Origin of the sequence: Paenibacillus sp. MMS18-CY102, from assembly GCF_009789195.1 — a bacterium.
In the GTDB taxonomy this organism is placed as follows: domain Bacteria; phylum Bacillota; class Bacilli; order Paenibacillales; family Paenibacillaceae; genus Paenibacillus_T.
In genome coordinates, this window is record NZ_WSTC01000001.1 from 78,654 (window position 1) to 98,885 (window position 20,232).

At 47.6% G+C, this 20,232-nt stretch carries 25 protein-coding genes; all 25 read right to left on the reverse strand.

The genetic code is table 11. From position 1 onward, the window contains the following. Positions 1-12: 12 nt before the first annotated feature. The 25 genes from fliQ to trmFO all read right to left on the reverse strand — a co-directional run bounded on the left by fliQ (position 13) and on the right by trmFO (position 20,215). Positions 13-282, reverse strand: coding sequence for a flagellar biosynthesis protein FliQ (gene fliQ, locus GON22_RS00370; protein WP_160394148.1), 270 nt, complete (start codon positions 280-282; stop codon positions 13-15). Positions 283-303: 21 nt separating this feature from the next. Continuing rightward, positions 304-1,068: a flagellar type III secretion system pore protein FliP gene (gene fliP, locus GON22_RS00375; protein WP_160394149.1), complete on the reverse strand. Its 765-nt coding sequence runs from the start codon at positions 1,066-1,068 to the stop codon at positions 304-306. Next, entirely contained in the window at positions 1,061-1,690 is a 630-nt protein-coding gene (locus GON22_RS00380; protein ID WP_160394150.1) for a flagellar biosynthetic protein FliO, read from the reverse strand. The genes fliP and GON22_RS00380 overlap by 8 nt, the downstream gene beginning before the upstream one ends. Before the next feature lie 12 nt (positions 1,691-1,702). Beyond that, complete coding sequence (locus tag GON22_RS00385; protein ID WP_160394151.1) at positions 1,703-2,065, reverse strand: response regulator; 363 nt, start codon at positions 2,063-2,065, stop codon at positions 1,703-1,705. Between the two features lie 23 nt (positions 2,066-2,088). Further along, positions 2,089-3,336, reverse strand: coding sequence for a flagellar motor switch phosphatase FliY (gene fliY / locus GON22_RS00390; protein WP_160394152.1), 1,248 nt, complete (start codon positions 3,334-3,336; stop codon positions 2,089-2,091). Further along, entirely contained in the window at positions 3,326-4,327 is a 1,002-nt protein-coding gene (gene fliM, locus GON22_RS00395; protein WP_160394153.1) for a flagellar motor switch protein FliM, read from the reverse strand. The genes fliY and fliM overlap by 11 nt, the downstream gene beginning before the upstream one ends. 36 nt (positions 4,328-4,363) lie before the next feature. Further along, positions 4,364-4,828, reverse strand: coding sequence for a flagellar basal body-associated FliL family protein (locus GON22_RS00400; RefSeq protein WP_160394154.1), 465 nt, complete (start codon positions 4,826-4,828; stop codon positions 4,364-4,366). After that, a complete protein-coding gene (locus GON22_RS00405; protein WP_160394155.1) occupies positions 4,825-5,052 on the reverse strand; it encodes a flagellar FlbD family protein in 228 nt (75 codons plus the stop codon). The genes GON22_RS00400 and GON22_RS00405 overlap by 4 nt, the downstream gene beginning before the upstream one ends. A 123-nt stretch (positions 5,053-5,175) precedes the next feature. Next, positions 5,176-5,997 carry a flagellar basal body rod protein FlgG gene (gene flgG / locus GON22_RS00410; RefSeq protein WP_160394156.1) on the reverse strand — a complete coding sequence of 274 codons (822 nt, stop codon included), beginning with the start codon at positions 5,995-5,997 and terminating at the stop codon, positions 5,176-5,178. A 99-nt stretch (positions 5,998-6,096) separates the two neighbouring features. Beyond that, positions 6,097-6,489, reverse strand: a complete 393-nt coding sequence (locus GON22_RS00415; protein WP_160394157.1) for a TIGR02530 family flagellar biosynthesis protein — start codon at positions 6,487-6,489, stop codon at positions 6,097-6,099. After that, a complete protein-coding gene (locus GON22_RS00420; protein WP_160394158.1) occupies positions 6,482-6,973 on the reverse strand; it encodes a flagellar hook capping FlgD N-terminal domain-containing protein in 492 nt (163 codons plus the stop codon). Before GON22_RS00420 ends, GON22_RS00415 begins: the two co-directional genes overlap by 8 nt. Positions 6,974-7,015: 42 nt before the next feature. After that, entirely contained in the window at positions 7,016-8,386 is a 1,371-nt protein-coding gene (locus tag GON22_RS00425) for a flagellar hook-length control protein FliK (RefSeq protein WP_160394159.1), read from the reverse strand. A 30-nt stretch (positions 8,387-8,416) separates the two neighbouring features. Beyond that, positions 8,417-9,316, reverse strand: a complete 900-nt coding sequence (locus GON22_RS00430; protein WP_237178931.1) for a MotE family protein — start codon at positions 9,314-9,316, stop codon at positions 8,417-8,419. Positions 9,317-9,370: 54 nt separating this feature from the next. After that, complete coding sequence (gene fliJ, locus GON22_RS00435) at positions 9,371-9,817, reverse strand: flagellar export protein FliJ (RefSeq protein WP_160394161.1); 447 nt, start codon at positions 9,815-9,817, stop codon at positions 9,371-9,373. 7 nt (positions 9,818-9,824) lie between these two features. Next, positions 9,825-11,150, reverse strand: a complete 1,326-nt coding sequence (gene fliI / locus GON22_RS00440) for a flagellar protein export ATPase FliI (RefSeq protein ID WP_202113006.1) — start codon at positions 11,148-11,150, stop codon at positions 9,825-9,827. Continuing rightward, the gene (locus GON22_RS00445) at positions 11,131-11,970 is read right to left on the reverse strand and encodes a FliH/SctL family protein (protein WP_160394162.1); all 840 of its coding nucleotides are present in this window, start codon (positions 11,968-11,970) and stop codon (positions 11,131-11,133) included. The genes fliI and GON22_RS00445 overlap by 20 nt, the downstream gene beginning before the upstream one ends. Continuing rightward, positions 11,963-12,976, reverse strand: a complete 1,014-nt coding sequence (gene fliG, locus GON22_RS00450) for a flagellar motor switch protein FliG (protein ID WP_160394163.1) — start codon at positions 12,974-12,976, stop codon at positions 11,963-11,965. The genes GON22_RS00445 and fliG overlap by 8 nt, the downstream gene beginning before the upstream one ends. Positions 12,977-12,987: 11 nt before the next feature. Next, positions 12,988-14,571 carry a flagellar basal-body MS-ring/collar protein FliF gene (gene fliF, locus GON22_RS00455; protein WP_160394164.1) on the reverse strand — a complete coding sequence of 528 codons (1,584 nt, stop codon included), beginning with the start codon at positions 14,569-14,571 and terminating at the stop codon, positions 12,988-12,990. Between the two features lie 44 nt (positions 14,572-14,615). Then, on the reverse strand, positions 14,616-14,924 hold the full coding sequence (fliE, locus tag GON22_RS00460) for a flagellar hook-basal body complex protein FliE (protein WP_160394165.1): 309 nt from the start codon (positions 14,922-14,924) through the stop codon (positions 14,616-14,618). 19 nt (positions 14,925-14,943) lie between these two features. After that, positions 14,944-15,393 carry a flagellar basal body rod protein FlgC gene (gene flgC, locus GON22_RS00465; RefSeq protein ID WP_160394166.1) on the reverse strand — a complete coding sequence of 150 codons (450 nt, stop codon included), beginning with the start codon at positions 15,391-15,393 and terminating at the stop codon, positions 14,944-14,946. 3 nt (positions 15,394-15,396) lie between these two features. Further along, positions 15,397-15,807 carry a flagellar basal body rod protein FlgB gene (flgB, locus tag GON22_RS00470; protein WP_160394167.1) on the reverse strand — a complete coding sequence of 137 codons (411 nt, stop codon included), beginning with the start codon at positions 15,805-15,807 and terminating at the stop codon, positions 15,397-15,399. 218 nt (positions 15,808-16,025) lie between these two features. Then, positions 16,026-16,796: a GTP-sensing pleiotropic transcriptional regulator CodY gene (gene codY, locus GON22_RS00475; protein WP_160394168.1), complete on the reverse strand. Its 771-nt coding sequence runs from the start codon at positions 16,794-16,796 to the stop codon at positions 16,026-16,028. Positions 16,797-16,824: 28 nt separating this feature from the next. Continuing rightward, positions 16,825-18,222, reverse strand: a complete 1,398-nt coding sequence (gene hslU / locus GON22_RS00480) for an ATP-dependent protease ATPase subunit HslU (protein ID WP_160394169.1) — start codon at positions 18,220-18,222, stop codon at positions 16,825-16,827. 86 nt (positions 18,223-18,308) lie between these two features. Continuing rightward, on the reverse strand, positions 18,309-18,851 hold the full coding sequence (gene hslV / locus GON22_RS00485; protein WP_160394170.1) for an ATP-dependent protease subunit HslV: 543 nt from the start codon (positions 18,849-18,851) through the stop codon (positions 18,309-18,311). A gap of 44 nt (positions 18,852-18,895) precedes the next feature. Then, positions 18,896-20,215 (reverse strand): FADH(2)-oxidizing methylenetetrahydrofolate--tRNA-(uracil(54)-C(5))-methyltransferase TrmFO, encoded by a 1,320-nt coding sequence (trmFO, locus tag GON22_RS00490; RefSeq protein ID WP_160394171.1) that lies wholly within the window; start codon positions 20,213-20,215, stop codon positions 18,896-18,898. Between the last annotated feature and the right edge of the window lie 17 nt (positions 20,216-20,232).

Genomic DNA, 20,232 nt, shown 5'->3' on the forward strand with positions numbered 1-20,232 from the left:
CTTCCAACCAGCCTATCCGATATATTTGTACAAGTTGTTGAGCAGATTGAAAGTAAAGTCAACCAGCGTATTAAGAATCCATGGCCCGAACACGATTATAGACACGAACACAGCCACAATTTTGGGAACAAAGGCTAGCGTTTGCTCCTGGATTTGCGTCGTAGCTTGGAAGATACTGACGATTAACCCGACGACAAGACCGATAATGAGCATCGGTGCGCTAGCTTTCAAAATGACGTAAACGGCTTGTCCGGCCAAACCGATAATAAATTCAGCACTCATCGCAAATCCGTTCCTTTCTGCTTAACTCATATTAAAGCTGATGAGCAGTGACTTGACGATCAAGTACCACCCGTCGACTAGGACGAACAGCAGAATCTTGAACGGAAGCGAGATCATGACCGGCGGCAGCATCATCATACCCATTGCCATTAATGTACTGGACACGACCATGTCGATAATCAAAAACGGTATAAAGATCATAAAGCCCATCTGGAATGCCGTTTTCAGTTCACTTATCGCATAAGCCGGGACAAGCACCGTAATCGGAATATCCTCATAGCTTTTAGGCTTCTCAGTCTTCGTATATTTCATGAAAAGCAACAGGTCTTTCTCACGGGTTTGCGAGAACATAAACTTCTTCATCGGAACCGCGGCTTTATCAAAAGCTTCCATCTGGGTAATTTCACCCTTGAGATAAGGCTGAAGCGCTACCTGATTCACTTGTGATAACGTTGGCGCCATTACGAAAAAGGTTAAAAACATCGCAAGGCCGATCAGTACCTGGTTAGGCGGCATCTGTTGTGTTCCTAGAGATGTTCTTACGAATCCGAGTACAATGACAATCCTTGTGAAACATGTCATGAGTACAAGTATAGCTGGTGCGACACTTAGTACCGTCAGTAACAAAAGAATCGACACAGCGCTCGTGCCTGGCGTTTCCGAACCAGTGCCATCCCCTACTTGAATGCTGACGTTAGGCAAAGGTTCTGCATAAGCATGGGAGTGAAACAGTCCCAGCAAAAGCACCTGTGCAATGACGACTGCATAAATCCATTTTTTATTCATCGTCCATCAACCGATCGCTTTGATTTGGTGAGCGAAGCAACGTTTCAACTTGCTGCTTGCGTTGAGACTGCTCGTCCAGTTTTTTGCGAAGCAAACGCTCAAAATCAGGCCCCTCATTCCCATCAGTTGCGGAATGGCTGTCCTGGCTGCCATTTCTCTTACGAAACTTGTTCATAAAATCAGTAATGGCCGCTGAATTCCAGGTGACGTTATTCTGCTGCTCCATAACAGCAATGATCCGTGAAGCTTCTTCTGGATCATCGATCTTATCCAACAGTCGAACATCCTCACCGATGCCGACAATATAAACCTTGCCAGCTAATTCAACTACTTGAAGCGATTTGTGCTGCCCGAGCGCGACTCCGCCGAGTGTGCGGAGTGCGCGGTTCGCACCCCAGCCTCGATTTCGCCGGGAGAGCAGCCTGATTACAAGGACAATGAGTCCGACAATTACCGCTAATGCTATCAGTACAGACACGAGATTTCCCGTCATGCTCCCATCATATTTGATAGGAGATGTGTCGGTCGTCTCCAGTCCTTCGGACGCCGCGGCAGCACTTACTGCCGTGAAAGGCAGAATGGCTGACGCGAGCGCCGCGATACGAATCTGGATGTTCTTCATGTTGTGAGCGGCCTATCCCAGCGTTTTCTTGATTGCTTCGATTACGCGATCCGCTTGGAATGGCTTAACGATGAAGTCTTTAGCGCCAGCTTGAATGGCGTCAATTACCATGGCTTGTTGGCCCATTGCCGAACACATGATAACTTTTGCATTCGGGTCGAGTTTTTTAATTTCTTTCAGAGCTGCAATTCCGTCCATCTCGGGCATCGTGATGTCCATCGTTGTCAGATCCGGTTTCAGTTCTTTGTACTTCTCAACAGCAACCGAACCGTCCGGTGCTTCTCCGACAACCTCGTATCCGTTTTTCGTCAAAATGTCACGAATCATCATTCGCATAAATGCAGCGTCGTCTACGATCAAAATACGGTTTGCCATCGTTCTCATTTCCCCCTAGGATGTTATTGAATTTTTTGCATACGGTCCCATTGACTTACGATATCCGTTACACGAACACCAAAGTTTTCGTCAATAACGACAACCTCACCTTTGGCAATCAGCTTGTTGTTGACCAAGATGTCAACAGGTTCGCCAGCCAGCTTGTCCAATTCGATAATCGAGCCTTGTGACAGCTCTAGAATATCTTTGATTTGCTTTTGGGTCCTACCCAATTCTACCGTTACTTTAAGCGGTATGTCGAGAAGCAAATTTAAGTTTGTGTCATCGGCTTGCACATATGGCGCGCCTTGGAAGTTGGCGAATTGCACAGGTTGAACGTTTACGTTGCGTCCTGGCACTTGCCCATATGTATTCGGGCCTTGCGGCTGCTGTGCATACATCGGCTGCTGCGCATACATTTGCTGTTGTTGGGCATATGCAGGCGGTGCTTCTTGCATAGGTGGTGCGTATGCAGCAGGTGGAGCAGAAACTGGTGCAGGTTGTGCTGCTGCTGCTGGCGCTGCTGCTTCGACTGCCGCTGCTACTGGCGCAGGTGCTGCTGCAGGAGCTGGCTCATCCATGCCACCCATCAAAGTCGCAACCATTTGCTTCGCAAAGGATACTGGCAACAGCTGCATGATTGTCGAATCAATCAGGTCGCCAATCATCAATCGGAATGAAACATTGATGAACACATCTTCATCTGGCAGCGTATTTACGCCATCTCCGCTTTCAACATCTAGGATGTTGATGCCTGGAGGCGAGATGTTTACGAAGCGGTTAAAGATCGTCGACATCGAAGTAGCGGACGAACCCATCATTTGATTCATTGCTTCTTGTACAGCGCTAATATGAATCTCATTCAGTTCCGCTGGCATTACTTCCCCTTCGCCGCCGAGCATCAGATCAGCGATAACCTGAGCATCATGCGTCTTAATGACTAGAGAATTAATCCCTTGGAATCCATCTACGTATTGAACCGATACAGCCACATGCGGCTTAGGGAATACATCTTTGAGCTCGGAACGTTTCACTAACGTGACTTGTGGCGTCGTAATGTCGACTTTTTTGCCCAACAAGGTCGATAGCGCTGTTGCTGCGCTTCCGAACGTAATGTTGCCGATTTCGCCAAGTGCATCTTGTTCGATATTGTTCAAGTAATCAGCAATTACAGCAGCTTCAACCGTTGGCTCAACCGAATCTGTATCATCAGACGATTGGCGGAGCAGCGCATCAATTTCTTCTTGGCTCAAGTAATCTTTACTCGTCATGTTCTTCCTCTACCCCTTCGCTGACAATTTCGTCAACCTGCACGGCTACCCGGTCTTTGACCGATCCTGGACTGCCGATAAACTTGATTTTGTTGCCGACTTTAATGTTTAAGCCTTCGCCGACAGGCTTATTGAGCGTAATCACGTCACCTTGCATTAAGCTAAGGAATTCATGGACGTTAATGACAGACTCGCCTAACTCTACAGCGATTGGCAGCTGCGCACGATTCACACGCTGCTCCAGCACTTCGACTTCTTCTGGAGAACGGGATTTCTTCTGCGATACGAACCAATGATGTACAGAAAGCTTCGGCATGATCGGCTCAATGACGACGTGTGGGATACATAAGTTAATCATCCCTGTCGTATCGCCGATCTTTGTGCTTAACGAAATCAGTGCTATTGTCTCATTGGGCGAAACAATCTGCATAAATTGCGGATTCGTTTCTAAGGCTTCTAGCCTTGGCGAGATGTCAACGACCGTTTTCCATGCCTCTTGCAAGCTCTCAAACGCCCTGCTAAAGATGCGCTCCAAAACTGTCATCTCAATCTCAGTGAGAGCATTCATCTTCGATGGTGCCGTTCCCTGGCCTCCTAACAAGCGATCCAGCATCGCATAGGCGACGTTCGGATGCACCTCCATTACCATACGGCCTTCAAGCGGCTCTGCTTCGAAAATGTTCAAGATCGTCATTTTCGGAATCGAGCGAATGAATTCGTCATACGGCAGCTGCTCCACATCCACAACGCTAATTTGTACGAATGTGCGCAGTTGTGCGGAGAAATAGGTTGTCAAATATCGCGCGAAGTTCTCATGTATGCGCGTCAAGCTTCGGATGTGATCTTTAGAGAAACGAACGGCGCGTTTGAAGTCGTATGCACGAACTTTTTTCTGCGTCTCTTCCTTTTTAAGATCCTCGGCGTCCATTTCACCAGAGGACAAGGCAGCTAGCAGTGCGTCAATCTCGTTCTGCGATAACACATCAACCACATTTCTCACCCCCTTACAGGTATGCCGGTCAATGAATTAGATTTGGCTCATCATAAAGTTCGTAATTTCTACCTTGACTAGTTTCTGTTTCTCAGGCAACTCTTGGTTGATGAGATTCAGAAGTTTCGAGGCCAGCATATCTTGGCCTTTCGAGCCATTAAGCTGTTCCACTGTCGTATCAGCGATAACACGGTTAATGATCGGACGGATTTGAATATCCTTGATCTTCTCGAATGCTTCCTTCGACTTCTTGCTGTCCAGCTGGAAAGCAAAGCTTGCAATGAGAATATAATCGTTGTCCAACAGATTGCGTTTAATATCTTTTAATTCAGAAGTCACTTCTACGCGCTCATCGGCAGATAACGTCTCCACCTTAACCGGCTCCGTAGTTTCTTTCTTACCGGAGTCGTCGAACAGAGAGTTCAACAGTATGATGGCTACGATCGCAATTAACGTTATCGCTAACAGGATCGAAACTAACCATGGTAACATCTTTTTCATGTCGAGGGTCCCTCCGTTTGCTCGCTTCTGTAGGTCGCCGCAATGACGCCGATTGTCTGAAGGTAGCGCTGAATGAGCGAAATCACTTCCGAAGATTTTTCGAGTACAAGTAATTTCTTGCCTGTCGTCAGGGTAATTAAGGTATCAGGCGTCTCTTCAATCGTCTCTATCAACAAAGCGTTAATAATTAGGGTCGTACCATTCAATCGGGTTAAAGCTACCATTACGCTTCCTCCTATAGATTTGCTGCGCAGCATACCATTCACTTGTCGCATGCAGCAATTACTGCTTCCTAAGGATGAGCTTATACCGTCGGCAAACCGTTAAGGCTTACCGACGGATGCACCTTATCGTTTCAGGTTAACGACTTCTTGCAGCACTTCATCGGAAGTCGTAATGATACGGGAGTTCGCTTGGAAACCGCGTTGTGCAATGATCATTTCCGTAAACTCGCTAGTCAAGTCGACGTTCGACATTTCGAGCTGGCCAGCGATGATCGCGCCAGTTCCAGCTTCTCCATCGTTAGCCGCTCCAACTACGACTTCACCTTCCAAGTTAGCATTCGGTGTAACGCGGTACATGTTACCGCCAACTTTCTCCAAACCGCTTGGATTAACCACTTTGACTACGCCGATCTTGATGCCAGTCGCTTCTGCTGTGCCGTCCGCACTGATCGAAATAATCGATCCGTCTTGCGAAATGGAGAAGGAAGTAACGCCTTCTTCCAGCACGATTGGTTCTCCGCCTTCAGCAAGGACGAAAGAGCCATCAGCCGTAACCAATTGCCGGCTTGCATCCAGATAGAAATTGCCGGCACGCGTCAAGTAAGGCACTTCTTGCTCTGGATTCGTTTTGACAGCGAAGAATCCGTCGCCATCAATCCGAACGTCCGTTGGAACGTTCGTCGTCATTGCACTGCCCGCTGTATGAAGCGTGTCAATCGCTGCAATGGCAACGCCAAGACCGATTTGCTTAGCGTTCACACCGCCTTGGGCGCCTTCTTCCGGTGCTGTTACGCCGGCGACGCTTTGGCTCAAAATGTCTTTGAACATGACGCGTCCAGCTTTAAAGCCGACTGTGTTCACGTTCGCGATATTGTTACCAATAACGTCAAGCTTTGTTTGAAAGCCACGCATGCCGGATACACCGGAGTACATCGATCTAAGCATCTTGACAATCAGCCTCCTATTAACTTTATGAATGAGTGATAATGCCGCTTCAATCGTTCCACGGCACTCAGGCTCCCTCTAAGAGGTCCGGCCTGTTATTTACGTTAGTACAACCGCACTATCGATTTGGGTAAAAACATTTCCAGCCATTTGCGAATGGTCCAATGCAGTGACGACCGTGCGATTAGGAACATTAACGATAAGAGCTACATCTCGCATGACGATCAGTGAATCAACCGCGCCTTTGGAGGCTGCTTGATCAACTGCATTTTCAATCTTCCGTATCGCTTCGGGCTGAAGTTGGATTCCCCGCTGTCGAATGCGTTGTTCAGCATGGTGGCTGAATTTAATAGCAGATTGCTGTTGCTGAAGGATTTGGCCAAATGGCTTCTCCTGCTTGGAAACTCGATTACGTTCAGAAACATTAGCGTTAATGCTTCCTGGACGACTAGGTAATGGATAAAGTGTTCCGATCTTCATTCCATCAGCCATTCGATTCGCCTTCTTCCTCTTGAGGTGGCGTCGTTTGGTCCGTGTGCGGCACGTACGTAATCGAAGTTAGATCATCAACCTTAACCGTCTTATCGCCAACTTTGGCGTATTGGACGCCATCCTTAATCGATATTGCTTCTACAACGCCTGAATAAGTCGTGCCGATTCCCGTTTCTGACATCCCGTTCCATTCGACCGTCATGCCGATCAGGCTAGATGCGGAGCCGAGATTCTGACGAAGCTTCGTCATTTCCTCCGACATATTCATAAGCTGCTCTACCGAAGAGAATTGTGCCATCTGTGCAATAAAGTCACGGTCTTGAAGCGGTTGGCTAGGATCCTGATTCCGCAATTGTGTTACCAAAATTTTCAGGAAGTCATCCTTGCCTAAAGTCGTATCCTTCTTCGTTGCTGCCGCCTTTTGCACATTAGCTGTACTATAGTTGGGCCATACTGCATTCGGATTTACAAATTCCCCTGCCATTCATGTCACCTCCGTTCCTACCTGCTTACCATTCACGAATTACTACGCTTTCACGTTAATCGCTCGGCCATATCCAAGTCCGCGAATGACAGATTGTTGCGCAAGTTCAGATTCGAAGGCAGTCTCTTCTGTGTCACCATCTCCTGAAGGGCCATTGCCATTCGATTGCTGTTGGCCAGAACCGTTCCCATGTTGCTGTTGGGACATCTGCGTATTCACCGATTGTTGTGAAACCTCTAGCTTTTCTACGTTCAAACCTTGTGATTGCAAGTTGGCGCGCAGTTGAGCGAGTTGGTTGTCCAACATTTCTTTGGATGCACTGGAGTCCGTTACGAACAAAGCTGTAAGCTGTCCATTTTGAACCGAGATTCGCACATCCACCTTGCCAAGATGTTCTGGAGTCAGTGTCAGTTTAGCCTCAGATATGCCTCCAACCGTCTTCACCTCGAACTTATCCACCATCAGATTCGCCATCGTTTCAGCAAATTGCTGCGCGGGTACAGGTGCCAGAACGGAAACTTGCCTGATCGCAGCTGTCGCACGTGCGCTTTCAGCCGTCTGAATGTTCGGGAACATCGTGTTCGTTACATCTTCTGCGACTGGCTGTTGATCAGCCGTCTCTTGTTCGGATTGCTGCGTTGCCATTACTTGAAGGACATGCGGATTAGCCGATTGGCGGTTTAGCTGCTCCAAGAAAGAAATCGCTTTACTTTGCGTCGTTGTAGCCGCCTGTACTTGTACAGCTGGTTGAGATTTAGTTTGTTGAAGTTGCTCTTCAACGGCAAAATCATCTTGTTGTGTCGCCTCAACATCCGCTGAGCTATTTTTCACGTTTACTTTCAATTGTTGAACCGCTTGCTGCAGCCCCTTGACCTGCTCGCCAATCCATTGCAACGCATTGCCCAATTGTGCTGTACCGAGCTGCCCTTTACTAATAACATCTTGTAATTGGACGAGCGCCTGTTGAACGTCAGCCTTAAGGGCATCTGTCACATTATCCGCATAAATCGGCATTGTTGGAATGGACTGAACGCCCAGCAAGGAAAGCATCGCGTTAAGTTGATCCATCATATCCTGAAGCTGATCCTTAATTTCTGGAAGTTCAGGAGCATTCGCCAAATCTTCTGATTGCAGCGAAACGATCAATTCACCAATTGCAGCGATCAATTGTTCTGCTGTCAGCGGCGTCTGGCTCGTTGTTGCTTCTGTGCCCTCAGCTTGCGCTGTTGCATTTGTCGCCGTATTGTCCGTAGCGGACGTTCCTGACGATTGCGTTTGGCCATTCATGCTTGCCGATAACGTCTGTTTAAACTGGCCATTGCCAGATTGGGCAGCATTGGATGAATCAACAGAAGCGTTTGACGCAGGCGATTTCGGTTGTGCAGTTACGGCAGGTGTGATTGCCATCTCCATTTTGTTTTCACCTCCTTTCTTCTAGATCGATTATTTGCCAGACATCAACTTCGTTACGAGTTGAGCCGTTATGCCTTTATTTAATGAAGACATTTCGGTAAGAATGCCCGAACGCGAGCTGTCATCTACTGCATTTAGAATGCGAAGCACTTTGCTTGGGCTTACTTCTGACATTTTCAGAAGCAGCTCCGCTGCGCTTTTCGGTTCCATGCCGGAGAAGGTTTGTTTTAACTGCGCAGTATCCAATAACGTTTGCGATTGGGTAGCTGCTGGCGTTGTGCTCGATTGGCGATTCACTTGTGCTTGTAATGCAGCGATCTGGCGATCTTTTGCCGATACGACGTCTTTCAGTTTCATCGTAATATCTGCTGCTTTCTGCGGTGCCATCTTCTCCAAAACTTTAGAACGGCTTTCCGAAGACATTGCAGCGATCACAAGAACCGCTTCATCCGTCGACATGCTTTGCAAAATCGGGGCCGCTTTACTTGGTGACATCTGTGCGTACATCGCTGCAAGCTCGTTAATCTTCAATTGATACTGTTCATCATTCAGCGCTTCGTCTGCATTAGACTGCTTCAGTTGTTCAATCTCGCCTTGCAGCGATTTGATCAACTCATCCGCTTGCGCTGACTTTTCCTTGTCTGCAGCAATCGTTGCATCTTTTTCGTTCAATTGCTTCCGAAGCTCATCGATTTTGGCCATCGATTTTTGAGCAGTCATCTGAACATTCTCTTCAGTTCCCGACTCTTGCGGATCAGGAAGAACATCGGCCAGTAAAGGCACCTTATTCCCTACCTCGAGCATTTTGTTGCGCATATCATGATTGAATAACGTCAGCAATACGCCTAGCAAAATGATCGTGAAAAGTATCGGAGTCAAAAAGAACATGAATCGTTCAAATCCGTTATAACGTTCGTTGTCCAAATCCATATTCGCCAACTTCATCCCTCCCGCGGTCCCGGTTCACGAAGGCTCCTATATCGGTTAAGGGGCTGCGATCATGAAACGGACGGTTGCCATCTCATCAAGCTCATTTTGCTCTTGTACCAAAGACGCCTGGCGAAACCGGTAAAACTCCCGTTCCTTTGCCTGAAGCCACACCTTTTCATCTTTCATCTTAGTTCCCAGGTGGCTGCGACTTTGTTCAACAACGCCCTTCGCTTGATGGACCTCCGCGATTTTGTTCATTATACAACTGTCTAAGTGATCCAAATAATGTTGAATCGTCGTTAATTCACTCAGTGATACAGCAGCAGCAGAAAGTTCAAGTAACCGTTCTTCCCACTGCTTGCGCTCTGAACGCAATTGATCTAGAGACATTTGCTCAGTCTGGAGTTTGCCGATTGCATCGGATAACATCCATTCAGCTTGCCGCTTCTCGCTTGCTTTCAAACCGACGATCTTTTCATAGGCATACCGGAATTTCGCCAATTACATGTCATCTCCCGAGAAAATGTTGAATGAGCTGCTGTTGCGCGTCTTCCAAAATGACCTTCTCGTTCGTTTTTTGCCTGGTGTAGGCCCGAATTTCATCAATCGCTTCAATCGCTTGATCAATTTTTCCATTGGAACCGTACTGATACGCCCCAATATTAATCAAGTCTTCCGAACTCTTATAGGTAGCTAGCAATCCTTTAAGCGAATTAGCGGCATCTTGCTGCTCTTCCGTCACGATTTCTTTCATGACCCGGCTGATCGATGCGAGAACATCAATTGCTGGAAAATGGCCTTGATGTGCTAACTCACGGCTTAATACGATATGGCCGTCTAAGATGCCTCGAACAGCATCTGCAATCGGCTCGTTCATATCATCGCCATCTACGAGTACGGTATAAAAGGCGGTAATCGAGCCACTTGGCCCTGTTCCTGCCCGTTCTAACAGTTTCGGCAATGCTGCGAACACGGATGGCGTATATCCTCGTGTTGCTGGCGGTTCGCCAATTGCGAGCCCAACTTCACGAAGTGCCATTGCGTACCTAGTTACCGAATCCATCATAAGCATGACATTGAGGCCACGGTCTCTGAAATATTCGGCAATCGTTGTAGCAATAAGTGCACCTTTCATCCGAATAAGTGCAGGCTGGTCAGAAGTTGCAACGATGACGACGGAACGTGCCAGCCCTTCTGGACCAAGATCCTTCTCGATAAACTCAAGCACCTCACGCCCACGTTCGCCGATTAAAGCAATAACGTTGACATCTGCAGAAGTATTGCGTGCAATCATGCCTAGCAACGTACTTTTCCCAACACCTGATCCAGCAAAAATGCCGACACGCTGGCCTTGCCCTACGGTAAGCAATCCGTCTATTGCTCTAACGCCGATTCCAAGCGGTTCTGTGACCCGAGGGCGCATTAGCGGATTGTTAGGAACATTATTCGTTGAACTGTGGGGCATCCGGCTTGGGATAAACGATCCATCCAATGGTTGCCCGAGCCCATCAAGCACTTTGCCTAACAATTCCGAACCAACTTGAACGGTTAACGGTTTTCCTGTGCCGACTACGTCACAGCCTGGGCCAATGGACTCTAGCTCGCCAAGCGGCATGAGAATAACCTTATTATCTTTGAATCCAACGACTTCCGCTTTGAGCGGTTTTGCGCCTTTGGTCGGATAGATATAACAGACTTCTCCGATACTGGCATCTGGTCCTTCGGACTCAACGGTTAGCCCAATAACTTGTGTAACTTTGCCATTCACGCGTACAGGATCTAATGGTCCCATATGCTCGATATACTTGGCTGCATTAAGCTTCGGAATGCTCATCTGCGTTCCTCCACTCATCGCTATCAAGCGCCAACTGTACTAATTCTCGCTTGATTTCGGTAAGTTGCGTATCAATTCGAGCATCAATGCTGCCGAATGTGGATCGAATGACACAACCGTAATCACGAACCGTCGGATCTGGCAAAATGTGCAGTTCAGCCTGTGAATCGATCGATAATGTCAGTTCTTCACGAGCCGCTTGCATGAAAGCAAGATGCGCAGGCGCGACACATAAGGTGATAACACCTTGTTCGCGTCTTCTAGCAAGAGACTTGCGAATCATTTCAATCGCAATTTCAGGTGAAACAGTTAATTGCCGACCGATTAATTTTTCAGCAATTGCAGAGCTCAGATCAACGAGAAACGGCTCAGATTCCTGAATAATTTGCTCTCGCACCCGATAAGCAGCGGTTAATAAATGGCTTGCTTCTTCGATCCGCTGCTGCCATTCTTGCTGAAGCTCATGCAATGCTTGTGAACGGCCATCTGCATAACCAGACTGAAAACCTTCTTCTCTCGCTTGTATGACAATCGCTTCATCTTCAGTGCGGCGTTCTTGCCACCATTCCGTAATTTGCATCTCGGCATTGGCTAGAAGCGTATTACTATGCTCAACTGCATCGCGAACATGTTCTTCAGCGAATTGCTGCGCATCGGCGATAATTTCATCTCGCAGTGAAATCGTTTCGGCATCAGGTTGAGGCGTTTCATCAACAACCTCTTCCTCTTCTGGCACTGGCGGTACGTAGCGGTTGAACCATTCCAATTTGCGCAAGTCTTCCACTGACACGACATGTGAAGACTTTATCAAATTAGACAATGATATCATCTCCTCCACCACGGGCGATGATAATTTCACTTGCTTCTTCCAGTCGGCGAATCGTTGCTACGATGCGCGTTTGTGCTTCCTCAACATCACGCAGCCGCACTGGGCCCATGTATTCCATTTCTTCCTTGAATGTCTCTGCCATACGCTTGGACATATTGCGGAAGATCGCTTCGCGCACTTCTTCGCTTGCAACTTTGAGTGCGAGCTGAAGATCGGATGTTTCGAGATCGCGAATGATCCGTTGAATGGAACGATTGTCGATGTTGACGATATCTTCGAATACGAACATCCGTTTTTTGATCTCTTCAGCAAGCTCTGGATCTTGAATCTCGAGTGCATCGAGAATGGTTCTTTCCGTACCCCGGTCAACGCCATTCAAGATCATAACGATCGATTCGATACCGCCAGCTGTCGAGTAATCTTGTGTAACGGTTGCGGACAGTTTCTGTTCAAGCACACGTTCTACTTGTGTCAGTACTTCTGGTGAAGTGCTGTCCATTAAAGCAATTCGGCGCGCCACCTCTGCCTGCTTCTCTTGTGGGAGAGAAGACAAAATATGCGAGGACTGTTCAGCCTGTAAATAAGAGAGAACTAACGCAATGGTTTGCGGGTTCTCGTTTTGGATAAAGTTCAAAATTTGCGTTGGCTCTGCTTTGCGGGCAAAGTCGAAAGGCCGTACTTGAAGTGTAGCCGTTAGGCGATTAATAACTTCAACTGCCTTTTGCTCTCCGAGCGCTTTTTCCAAAATATCTTTGGCGTACGCGATACCGCCCTGTTGAATATACTCTTGTGCCAGGCATATCTGATGGAACTCAGAAAGAATTTGTTCCCGTTCCGTGCTATCTACCTTACGGACGTTCGCAATCTCAAGCGTTAATTGCTCAATCTCATCTTCACGCAATTGCTTGAAAATTTCTGCCGATACTTCTGGACCTAACGTAATTAACAGGATGGCGGCTTTTTGCCTGCCGGATAATCCTCCGAATGTTTTCGCCATGCCAGCCACCTCTATTCGTCCACAAGCCAAGTCCGAAGAAGATTAACGAATTCTTCAGGCTTGCGTTTGGCGAGTGTTTCAAGATTTTTACGCACTTGATGGTCATTTGCACCATTTTCCAGATCGAGTGTTGGGAATTCAACTCGCACCGGATCTGCTGCTGCAGCCGCTTCTGCCGCCGCAATTACTGCATTCCGTTTCCGTTTGCGCATCATGCCGATTGCAAAGCCTGCAATGAGTGCCAATGCTGCTACACCGATACCGGCCATCCATGCTGTGCTAAGTTTGGACGATTCGGATGCGCCGCCGCCTGCTGCAAAGTCTTGCGCCATAACTGTAACGCGCTGGCTAACGATTGAATCGCTCGCTACATCAAGCCCTGACTGCGAAAGCTGCGTGCGAAGAATTTGTTTTACATAGTTCGTAATTTGCGTTTGCGCTTCGCCTTGCAGCGATGCACGATTGACGCCAACGCTGATCGTTAAATCTTTGATCATGAACGGGCTAGATTCTACGATGTTTTTGATTCGGTTAATTTCATAGTTACGAATGCTGGACGTTTCTTCGTTAGAAGAGTTGCCTGCACCGTTAGTAGCTGTGTAACCTGGAACATCGGTTTCGCCTGCGCCCGGTACGCCACCGACTGCTGAATCGGTGTTCGTCGACGTTTTGCTTGTATCCTGTTGGCTAACGATAACGCCATTATTGTTGTTGTTCGCGATTGGCTCAACTAAACTTTGCTCCGAAGACTTCTTGTCAAAATTCAAGCTGCTCGTAATATAAACAGCTACATTGCCTTCACCAATCATCGTGCTTAAATATTGTTGAATGTTTTTCTTTAATTCAGTTTCGTACTTGCGTTGAATCTGGAACAGCTGATCCGCCACTTCTGTACCGCCATTTGCTAGGCTTCCGCCTGCCTCCGAAGAGATCAGTTCGCCTTCTGGGCTAGCAATCGTAATATCATCGATCGCCAGATTTGGCACGGCAGTCTTCACGAGTTTGAAGTATCCATCGACTTCCTTTTGGTTAGGGCGATAGCCACTCATGAAGTTTAGCGTGATCGATGCAATGGCATGTTCTTCCTCCCTATCCGCGAATACGCTTTCTTGAGGAAGCGTCACAAGAACCCTAGACGATTGTACACCCTTCATGTTGTTCAACAACTGCTGTACTTCGCCATTGAGTGCATTCCGATATTTAACGTTGAATTCGTTATCCGTCGTACCCCATTGGGATGAATTCTGCTCGAAGATATCGAAGCCAATAGAACCATTTTGGACTAAGCCTTGCGAGCCTACATCGACTTTGACGCGCGATGCGACCGCACTTGGAACCATAATGCTTTTTCCGTCCGAGGACAGTTGGTACTTGATGCCGCCGCTATCTAAGTAATTCATAATAGCAGCTGAATCTGTTGAATCGAGATTCTGGAATGCAATCTCGTATTCCGTTCTTGAGAATATGTAGGTTAAAAGAATGATTGCCAGTATCAAAAAACCTAGAGTACCGCCTAGCCAAATCTTCTGCTTCTTGCCCGTTTGACTCCACCATTGCGAGAGTCGGTCACGATACCGGGCGATTGTCTCATTCACAGTGTCACCTCACCCATTGCTTTGCCAGTTCGTCTTTTCACGTTTTACAGCTGCATTCGCATGATGTCTTGATAAGCTTCAACTACGCGATTGCGAATCTGAGTGGTGAGCTGAAGACTAAGTTGCGCCTGCTCTGAGGCGATCATGACTTGCGATACATCAACCTTGCCTGCCATAAACTGTGTTGCTTGCACTTGTGCGTTATGTTCCTGTGCACTCACGCTATTCAAAGCTTGCTCCAAGAAATTACCGAACGATTGCGTTACTTCAGCCGGCGATGCTTGTCCAACTGCTGTAATGTTGTTGCTAACCTGAACCGGTTGTACCGGTATCGCGGTGACTGCTTGTATCAAGCTTCATCCCTCCACTACTTTATCTGCCAATCTCAAGCGCCTTGGCGAACATGCCTTTTGTTGCGTTAAGTGCTGTAATATTCGCTTCGTAAGAGCGCGATGCTGAGATCATGTCAATCATTTCTTTCGCGATGTCAACGTTCGGCATGCTTACATAGCCAAATTCATCTGCATCAGGGTGGCTTGGATTGTATACCAGTTTCGGAGGTGTTTTATCCTCTACGATTTTGGTTACTTTTACACCAGGGTTAGCTGTAGCTCCATTCATTTGTCCAGAGAGAACATCTGAGAAGCTTTGGGCCGCAGGTTCCATAACGACCATCTTGCGAGCGTATGGCACGAATTTGCCATTTACGTAAGCTGCACGAGTTGTTTCTGCATTCGCGATGTTGGAAGATATGACGTCCATCCGAAGCCTTTGGGCAGTTAATGCTGATGCATTCGCATCAAATCCATTGCTTAGCCTCATCCGTTACGCTCTCCCTTCGATTGCAGTAGTCATCATCTTAGCGTCATGATTCAGTTGCTGAATGTAGAAGTTGTAAGAGAGCTGGTTTTTTGCGAGAAGCGTCATCTCACGATCGATATCAACGTTGTTGCCATTATTGTTTATCGAATTATTCTCGTCCAACACTACTTCAGGAGCCGGAATGGTTGAAGATTGTCCGATTGGGATATGCTTTGCATTCGTCCGAATGCCAGCAATCTTTGTCTCGTTTGTCCCCATTGCATCCGCAAGCAGATCTTCGAATAGTACTTCAGATCGCTTAAAATTCGGCGTATCGACATTTGCGATGTTGTCGGAAATTACCTTCTGCCTAGTCTCAGCCGATTGTATCGCCGTCTCCAATCGTCGAAATTCGATTCCATTCAACAATTTCACCGATTGTTCCCCACTTTCTGATTCTTGATCTCTTAACGTATTCCACTCGGACTTCACTATTCCTTCTTGGTTCGACATCATTTTGTTAAAAAAATGAGAAAGGGATGTCGAGTTTTGCCGACATGATTATATTCTTCAATTTCCTAATTTTATACAATAAGAAAAAAGCCCTATCTTTTATAAAAAAGACAGGGCTCTCCTCGTCCGAACGGACTAAACTATGCTTTTATCTTGTCTAGTTCCACTAATAGCTGCGGATTCAGAATTTTAATGTAAGTGCCTTTCATGCCGAGCGAACGGGTCTCAATCACGCCCGCACTTTCCAATTTTCTTAAAGCATTTACAATTACTGAGCGAGTGATTCCGACCCGATCCGCGATCTTGGAAGCGACAAGCAAGCCTTCTTTTCCATCAAGTTCCTCGAAAATATGCTCCACAGCTTCCATTTCACTGAACGATAATGAACCAACCGCCACAGCTACGACAGCACGGCTGCGTGCTTCGAGTTCCACTTCTTCCGCCCGTTCCCGTAATATTTCCATCCCGACGATCGTCGAGCCATACTCAGCAAGGATAAGATCCTCATCAACAAACGTTTCCGCATCGCGAGTTAAAACGAGCGTTCCAAGCCGATCCCCACCGCCAATAATTGGCACAACAGTCATCGTGCGATGTCCTGACAGAAGTGGAAACGCTTCAGTAACGCCAGGATCTGCCTCCACATTCGTAACGGTTTCTTGCAACAGCAAGAACCGGTCATTGCTCTCAGACGATAATCGAATCTCACCGATTGACATCGTTCTTAGGTGGTCATGCTCATAAGCACCCATCGCAGCACATCCAAGAATTTTGCCTTTTCGGCTGACTACAAATACATTGCCTTGCATGGTGGTGCTTAGAACTTCCGCCATCTCTCGAAAGTTAAGCGCTTTGCCAGCCGCCCGTTGCAACAGCCGGTTTAATGTCCTAGTCTTAGCTAGTAAAGTCATGTTACCTGTCCTCCCAAAACGGCCCCTACTACAAAATATACTGGCTTAAATCGCGGTTTTGCGCGATGCTGCCCAGCTTCTCCTTCACATATTCAGGCGTTATCGTAATACGCTCTAAATTTAAGTCAGGTGCCTCGAATGACAAATCCTCGAGCAGCTTCTCCAGTATTGTATGAAGCCGGCGTGCGCCGATATTTTCGGTGTTTTTGTTTACGTCAGCGGCAATGGATGCAAGCTCCCGAATGGCGTCATCCGAGAATTCGATCGCTATGCCTTCTGTTTCCAGTAACGCTGTATATTGCTTAGTTAAAGCGTTTTTAGGTTCCTGCAAAATCTTCACAAAATCTTCAAGGCTGAGGCTCGTCAGTTCAACCCGGATTGGGAAACGGCCTTGAAGCTCCGGGATAAGATCCGAAGGTTTTGCTACATGGAATGCTCCCGCGGCTACGAACAGCACATAATCTGTCTTCACTGGACCATACTTGGTCATGACGGTAGAGCCCTCAACGATTGGCAAGATATCGCGTTGCACGCCCTCACGCGAAACATCAGGCCCTGATCCTCTTGATGGGCTTGCGATTTTATCGATTTCATCAATAAAGATAATGCCCGATTGCTCTGCTCGCAATACGGATTCTGTAATCACATCATCCATATCAATGAGCTTTGTTGCTTCTTCTTGAATGAGCGCTTTACGTGCATCTTTAATTTTGAGCTTACGCTTCTTCGTACGCTTCGGCATAAATTGGCCGAGCAAATCCTGCATATTTGCGCCCATGCCTTCGCCCGGCTGGCCAGAGAGCATATCCATCATATTAGGCGTGTTGTCTTCTACTTCAATCTCAATCATTTCATTTTCTAACAGCCCCGCTGCAAGCTTTTCCTTGGCAGCTTTACGTTGTTCAGCAACGGAGGAATCGTACTCTGGTTCTGGTTCAGCCTCTTTGCCCTGTTGTCCGCCGAATAACATTTCAAACGGATTTTTTTGCGTTTTGGACTTGTTTGCAGATGGAACAAGCAATGCTACGATCCGTTCATTCGCCAGCACCTCTGCTCGGTCACGAACGCGCTCCGTACGCTCAGCTTTCACGATACGGATCGCCGTTTCAACGAGATCACGCACCATAGATTCAACATCACGGCCGACGTAACCGACCTCGGTGAACTTAGTAGCTTCAACTTTGACGAAAGGAGCCTGCACAAGTTTCGCTAGACGGCGGGCAATTTCCGTTTTGCCCACGCCAGTTGGACCGATCATCAGAATATTTTTAGGCACGATTTCGTCACGAATATCTTCTGCCAGCCTGCTTCTTCTGTATCGATTGCGCAATGCGACGGCAACAGAACGCTTCGCTTGCTTTTGGCCGATAATATATTTATCCAGCTCTGCGACAATTTGTCGCGGTGTCATCGACTCGTTACCCATTGTGGCATCCCTCCGCCGGTTAGTGTATTGTTCCTAGTGCACTTGAACTTTTATCCTTCTTCTTGCCTATTGCAAAGCTGCGATGTTTACACTTCTTCCACAATAATATTACGATTCGTAAACACACAAATGTCGGCCGCAATTTCGAGTGCTGCTCTCGCCATATCTTTTGCTTCCATATGCGTAGCATGCTGCTTCAATGCACGTGCCGCCGACAGTGCGAAGCTTCCGCCCGAGCCGATTGCAAGCACATCATCATCCGGCTCAATAATTTCGCCGTTTCCTGAGATCAGCAAGAGCCCATTCGCATCCATGACAAGCAGCATAGCTTCGAGCTTGCGAAGCACACGGTCTGAACGCCACTCCTTGGCTAGTTCAACCGCAGAACGCTGCAGATTGCCATGATGCTCCTCCAGCTTGCCTTCGAACTTTTCGAACAATGTAATCGCATCGGCAACGGAGCCTGCAAACCCGGCAACTACTTGCCCGCGATAAAGGCGGCGCACTTTTTTGGCGGTTCCCTTCATGACCATGCTGTTGCCGAAGGTCACTTGGCCATCCCCTGCAATCGCGCCTTGGCCATTATGCCGTACCGCGCATATCGTCGTTGCGTGAAACTGCATCTCCATCATGGACCCTCCTCAACGTTTTTCCGCGCTGCGTTTTGAAATCATTAACTCAAAAACTCACTTTTGAACCGCTCTAGTGAAGCTAAAGCACGGTTGGCAATTGCTTCATTCTTCTCTTTCTTGCTCTTCATCCGCTTCTCAAGTGGCGGGAACAGGCCAAAGTTAGCGTTCATCGGTTGAAAATGTTTGAAATCCGCTGTTGTGATGTACTGCGCCATACTGCCCAGCGTCGTATCAGCAGGAAGCTCAATTGGATCTAGCCCACGAGCGAGCCTGCCCGCGTTTAAGCCCGCTATAAGCCCCGAGGCAGCTGACTCTACATAACCCTCTACCCCTGTCATTTGGCCAGCGAAGAAGAGCGTCTCACGCTCTTTAAACTGGTAAGTCGACCGAAGCAAACGAGGAGAGTTAATGAATGTATTTCTGTGCATCACGCCAAAACGAACAAATTCCGCATTTTCTAAACCTGGGATGAGAGAGAATACGCGTTTTTGCTCTCCCCACTTCAAATGCGTTTGGAAGCCCACCATATTGTACAGCGTGCCAGCTGCGTTATCTTGGCGCAACTGGATAACTGCATGTGGCAGCTTGCCAGTATGAGGGTTAACTAAGCCTACTGGCTTCATTGGCCCAAATAGAACCGTTTGCTTGCCGCGGCTTGCCATTATTTCAATTGGCATGCAGCCTTCAAAGTAAACTTCTTTCTCGAAGTCTTTTAATTCTGCCTTTTCTGCAGTCGTAAGTGCCTCATGGAATATGTTAAATTCCTCTTCAGTCATTGGGCAATTCAAATAAGCCGCCTCGCCCTTATCATAACGTGATGCGAGATACACCTTCGACATATCGATCGAATCTTTCTCGATAATCGGTGCTGCAGCGTCGTAGAAGTAGAAATATTCTTCACCCAGAAGTGCTTGAATGCCTTGTGATAATGACGGCGCCGTTAACGGGCCTGTTGCTATTACAACGATGCCATCCTCTGGAATGGCGGTTAGCTCTTCATTGCGAACCTCGATCAAAGGATGTTCCCGCAGCAATCGCGTAACTTCGCCTGAGAAGCCATCACGGTCGACCGCCAGCGCGCCTCCGGCTGGAACTGCATTACGGTCAGCGGAGCCAAGAATCAATGATCCCAACGCACGCATTTCTTCTTTAAGTACGCCTACAGCGTTTGCTAAACCATTTGCACGCAAACTATTGCTGCATACGAGCTCTGCAAATTTATCGGTATGATGGGCAGGCGTACGGGTAACCGGACGCATTTCATATAACGTAACTGGAACGCCTTGCGATGCGATCTGCCATGCGGCCTCGCTGCCAGCTAAGCCAGCACCAACGACCGTTACTCTTGTAGTGGAAGACAAATAAAGTACCTACCTTT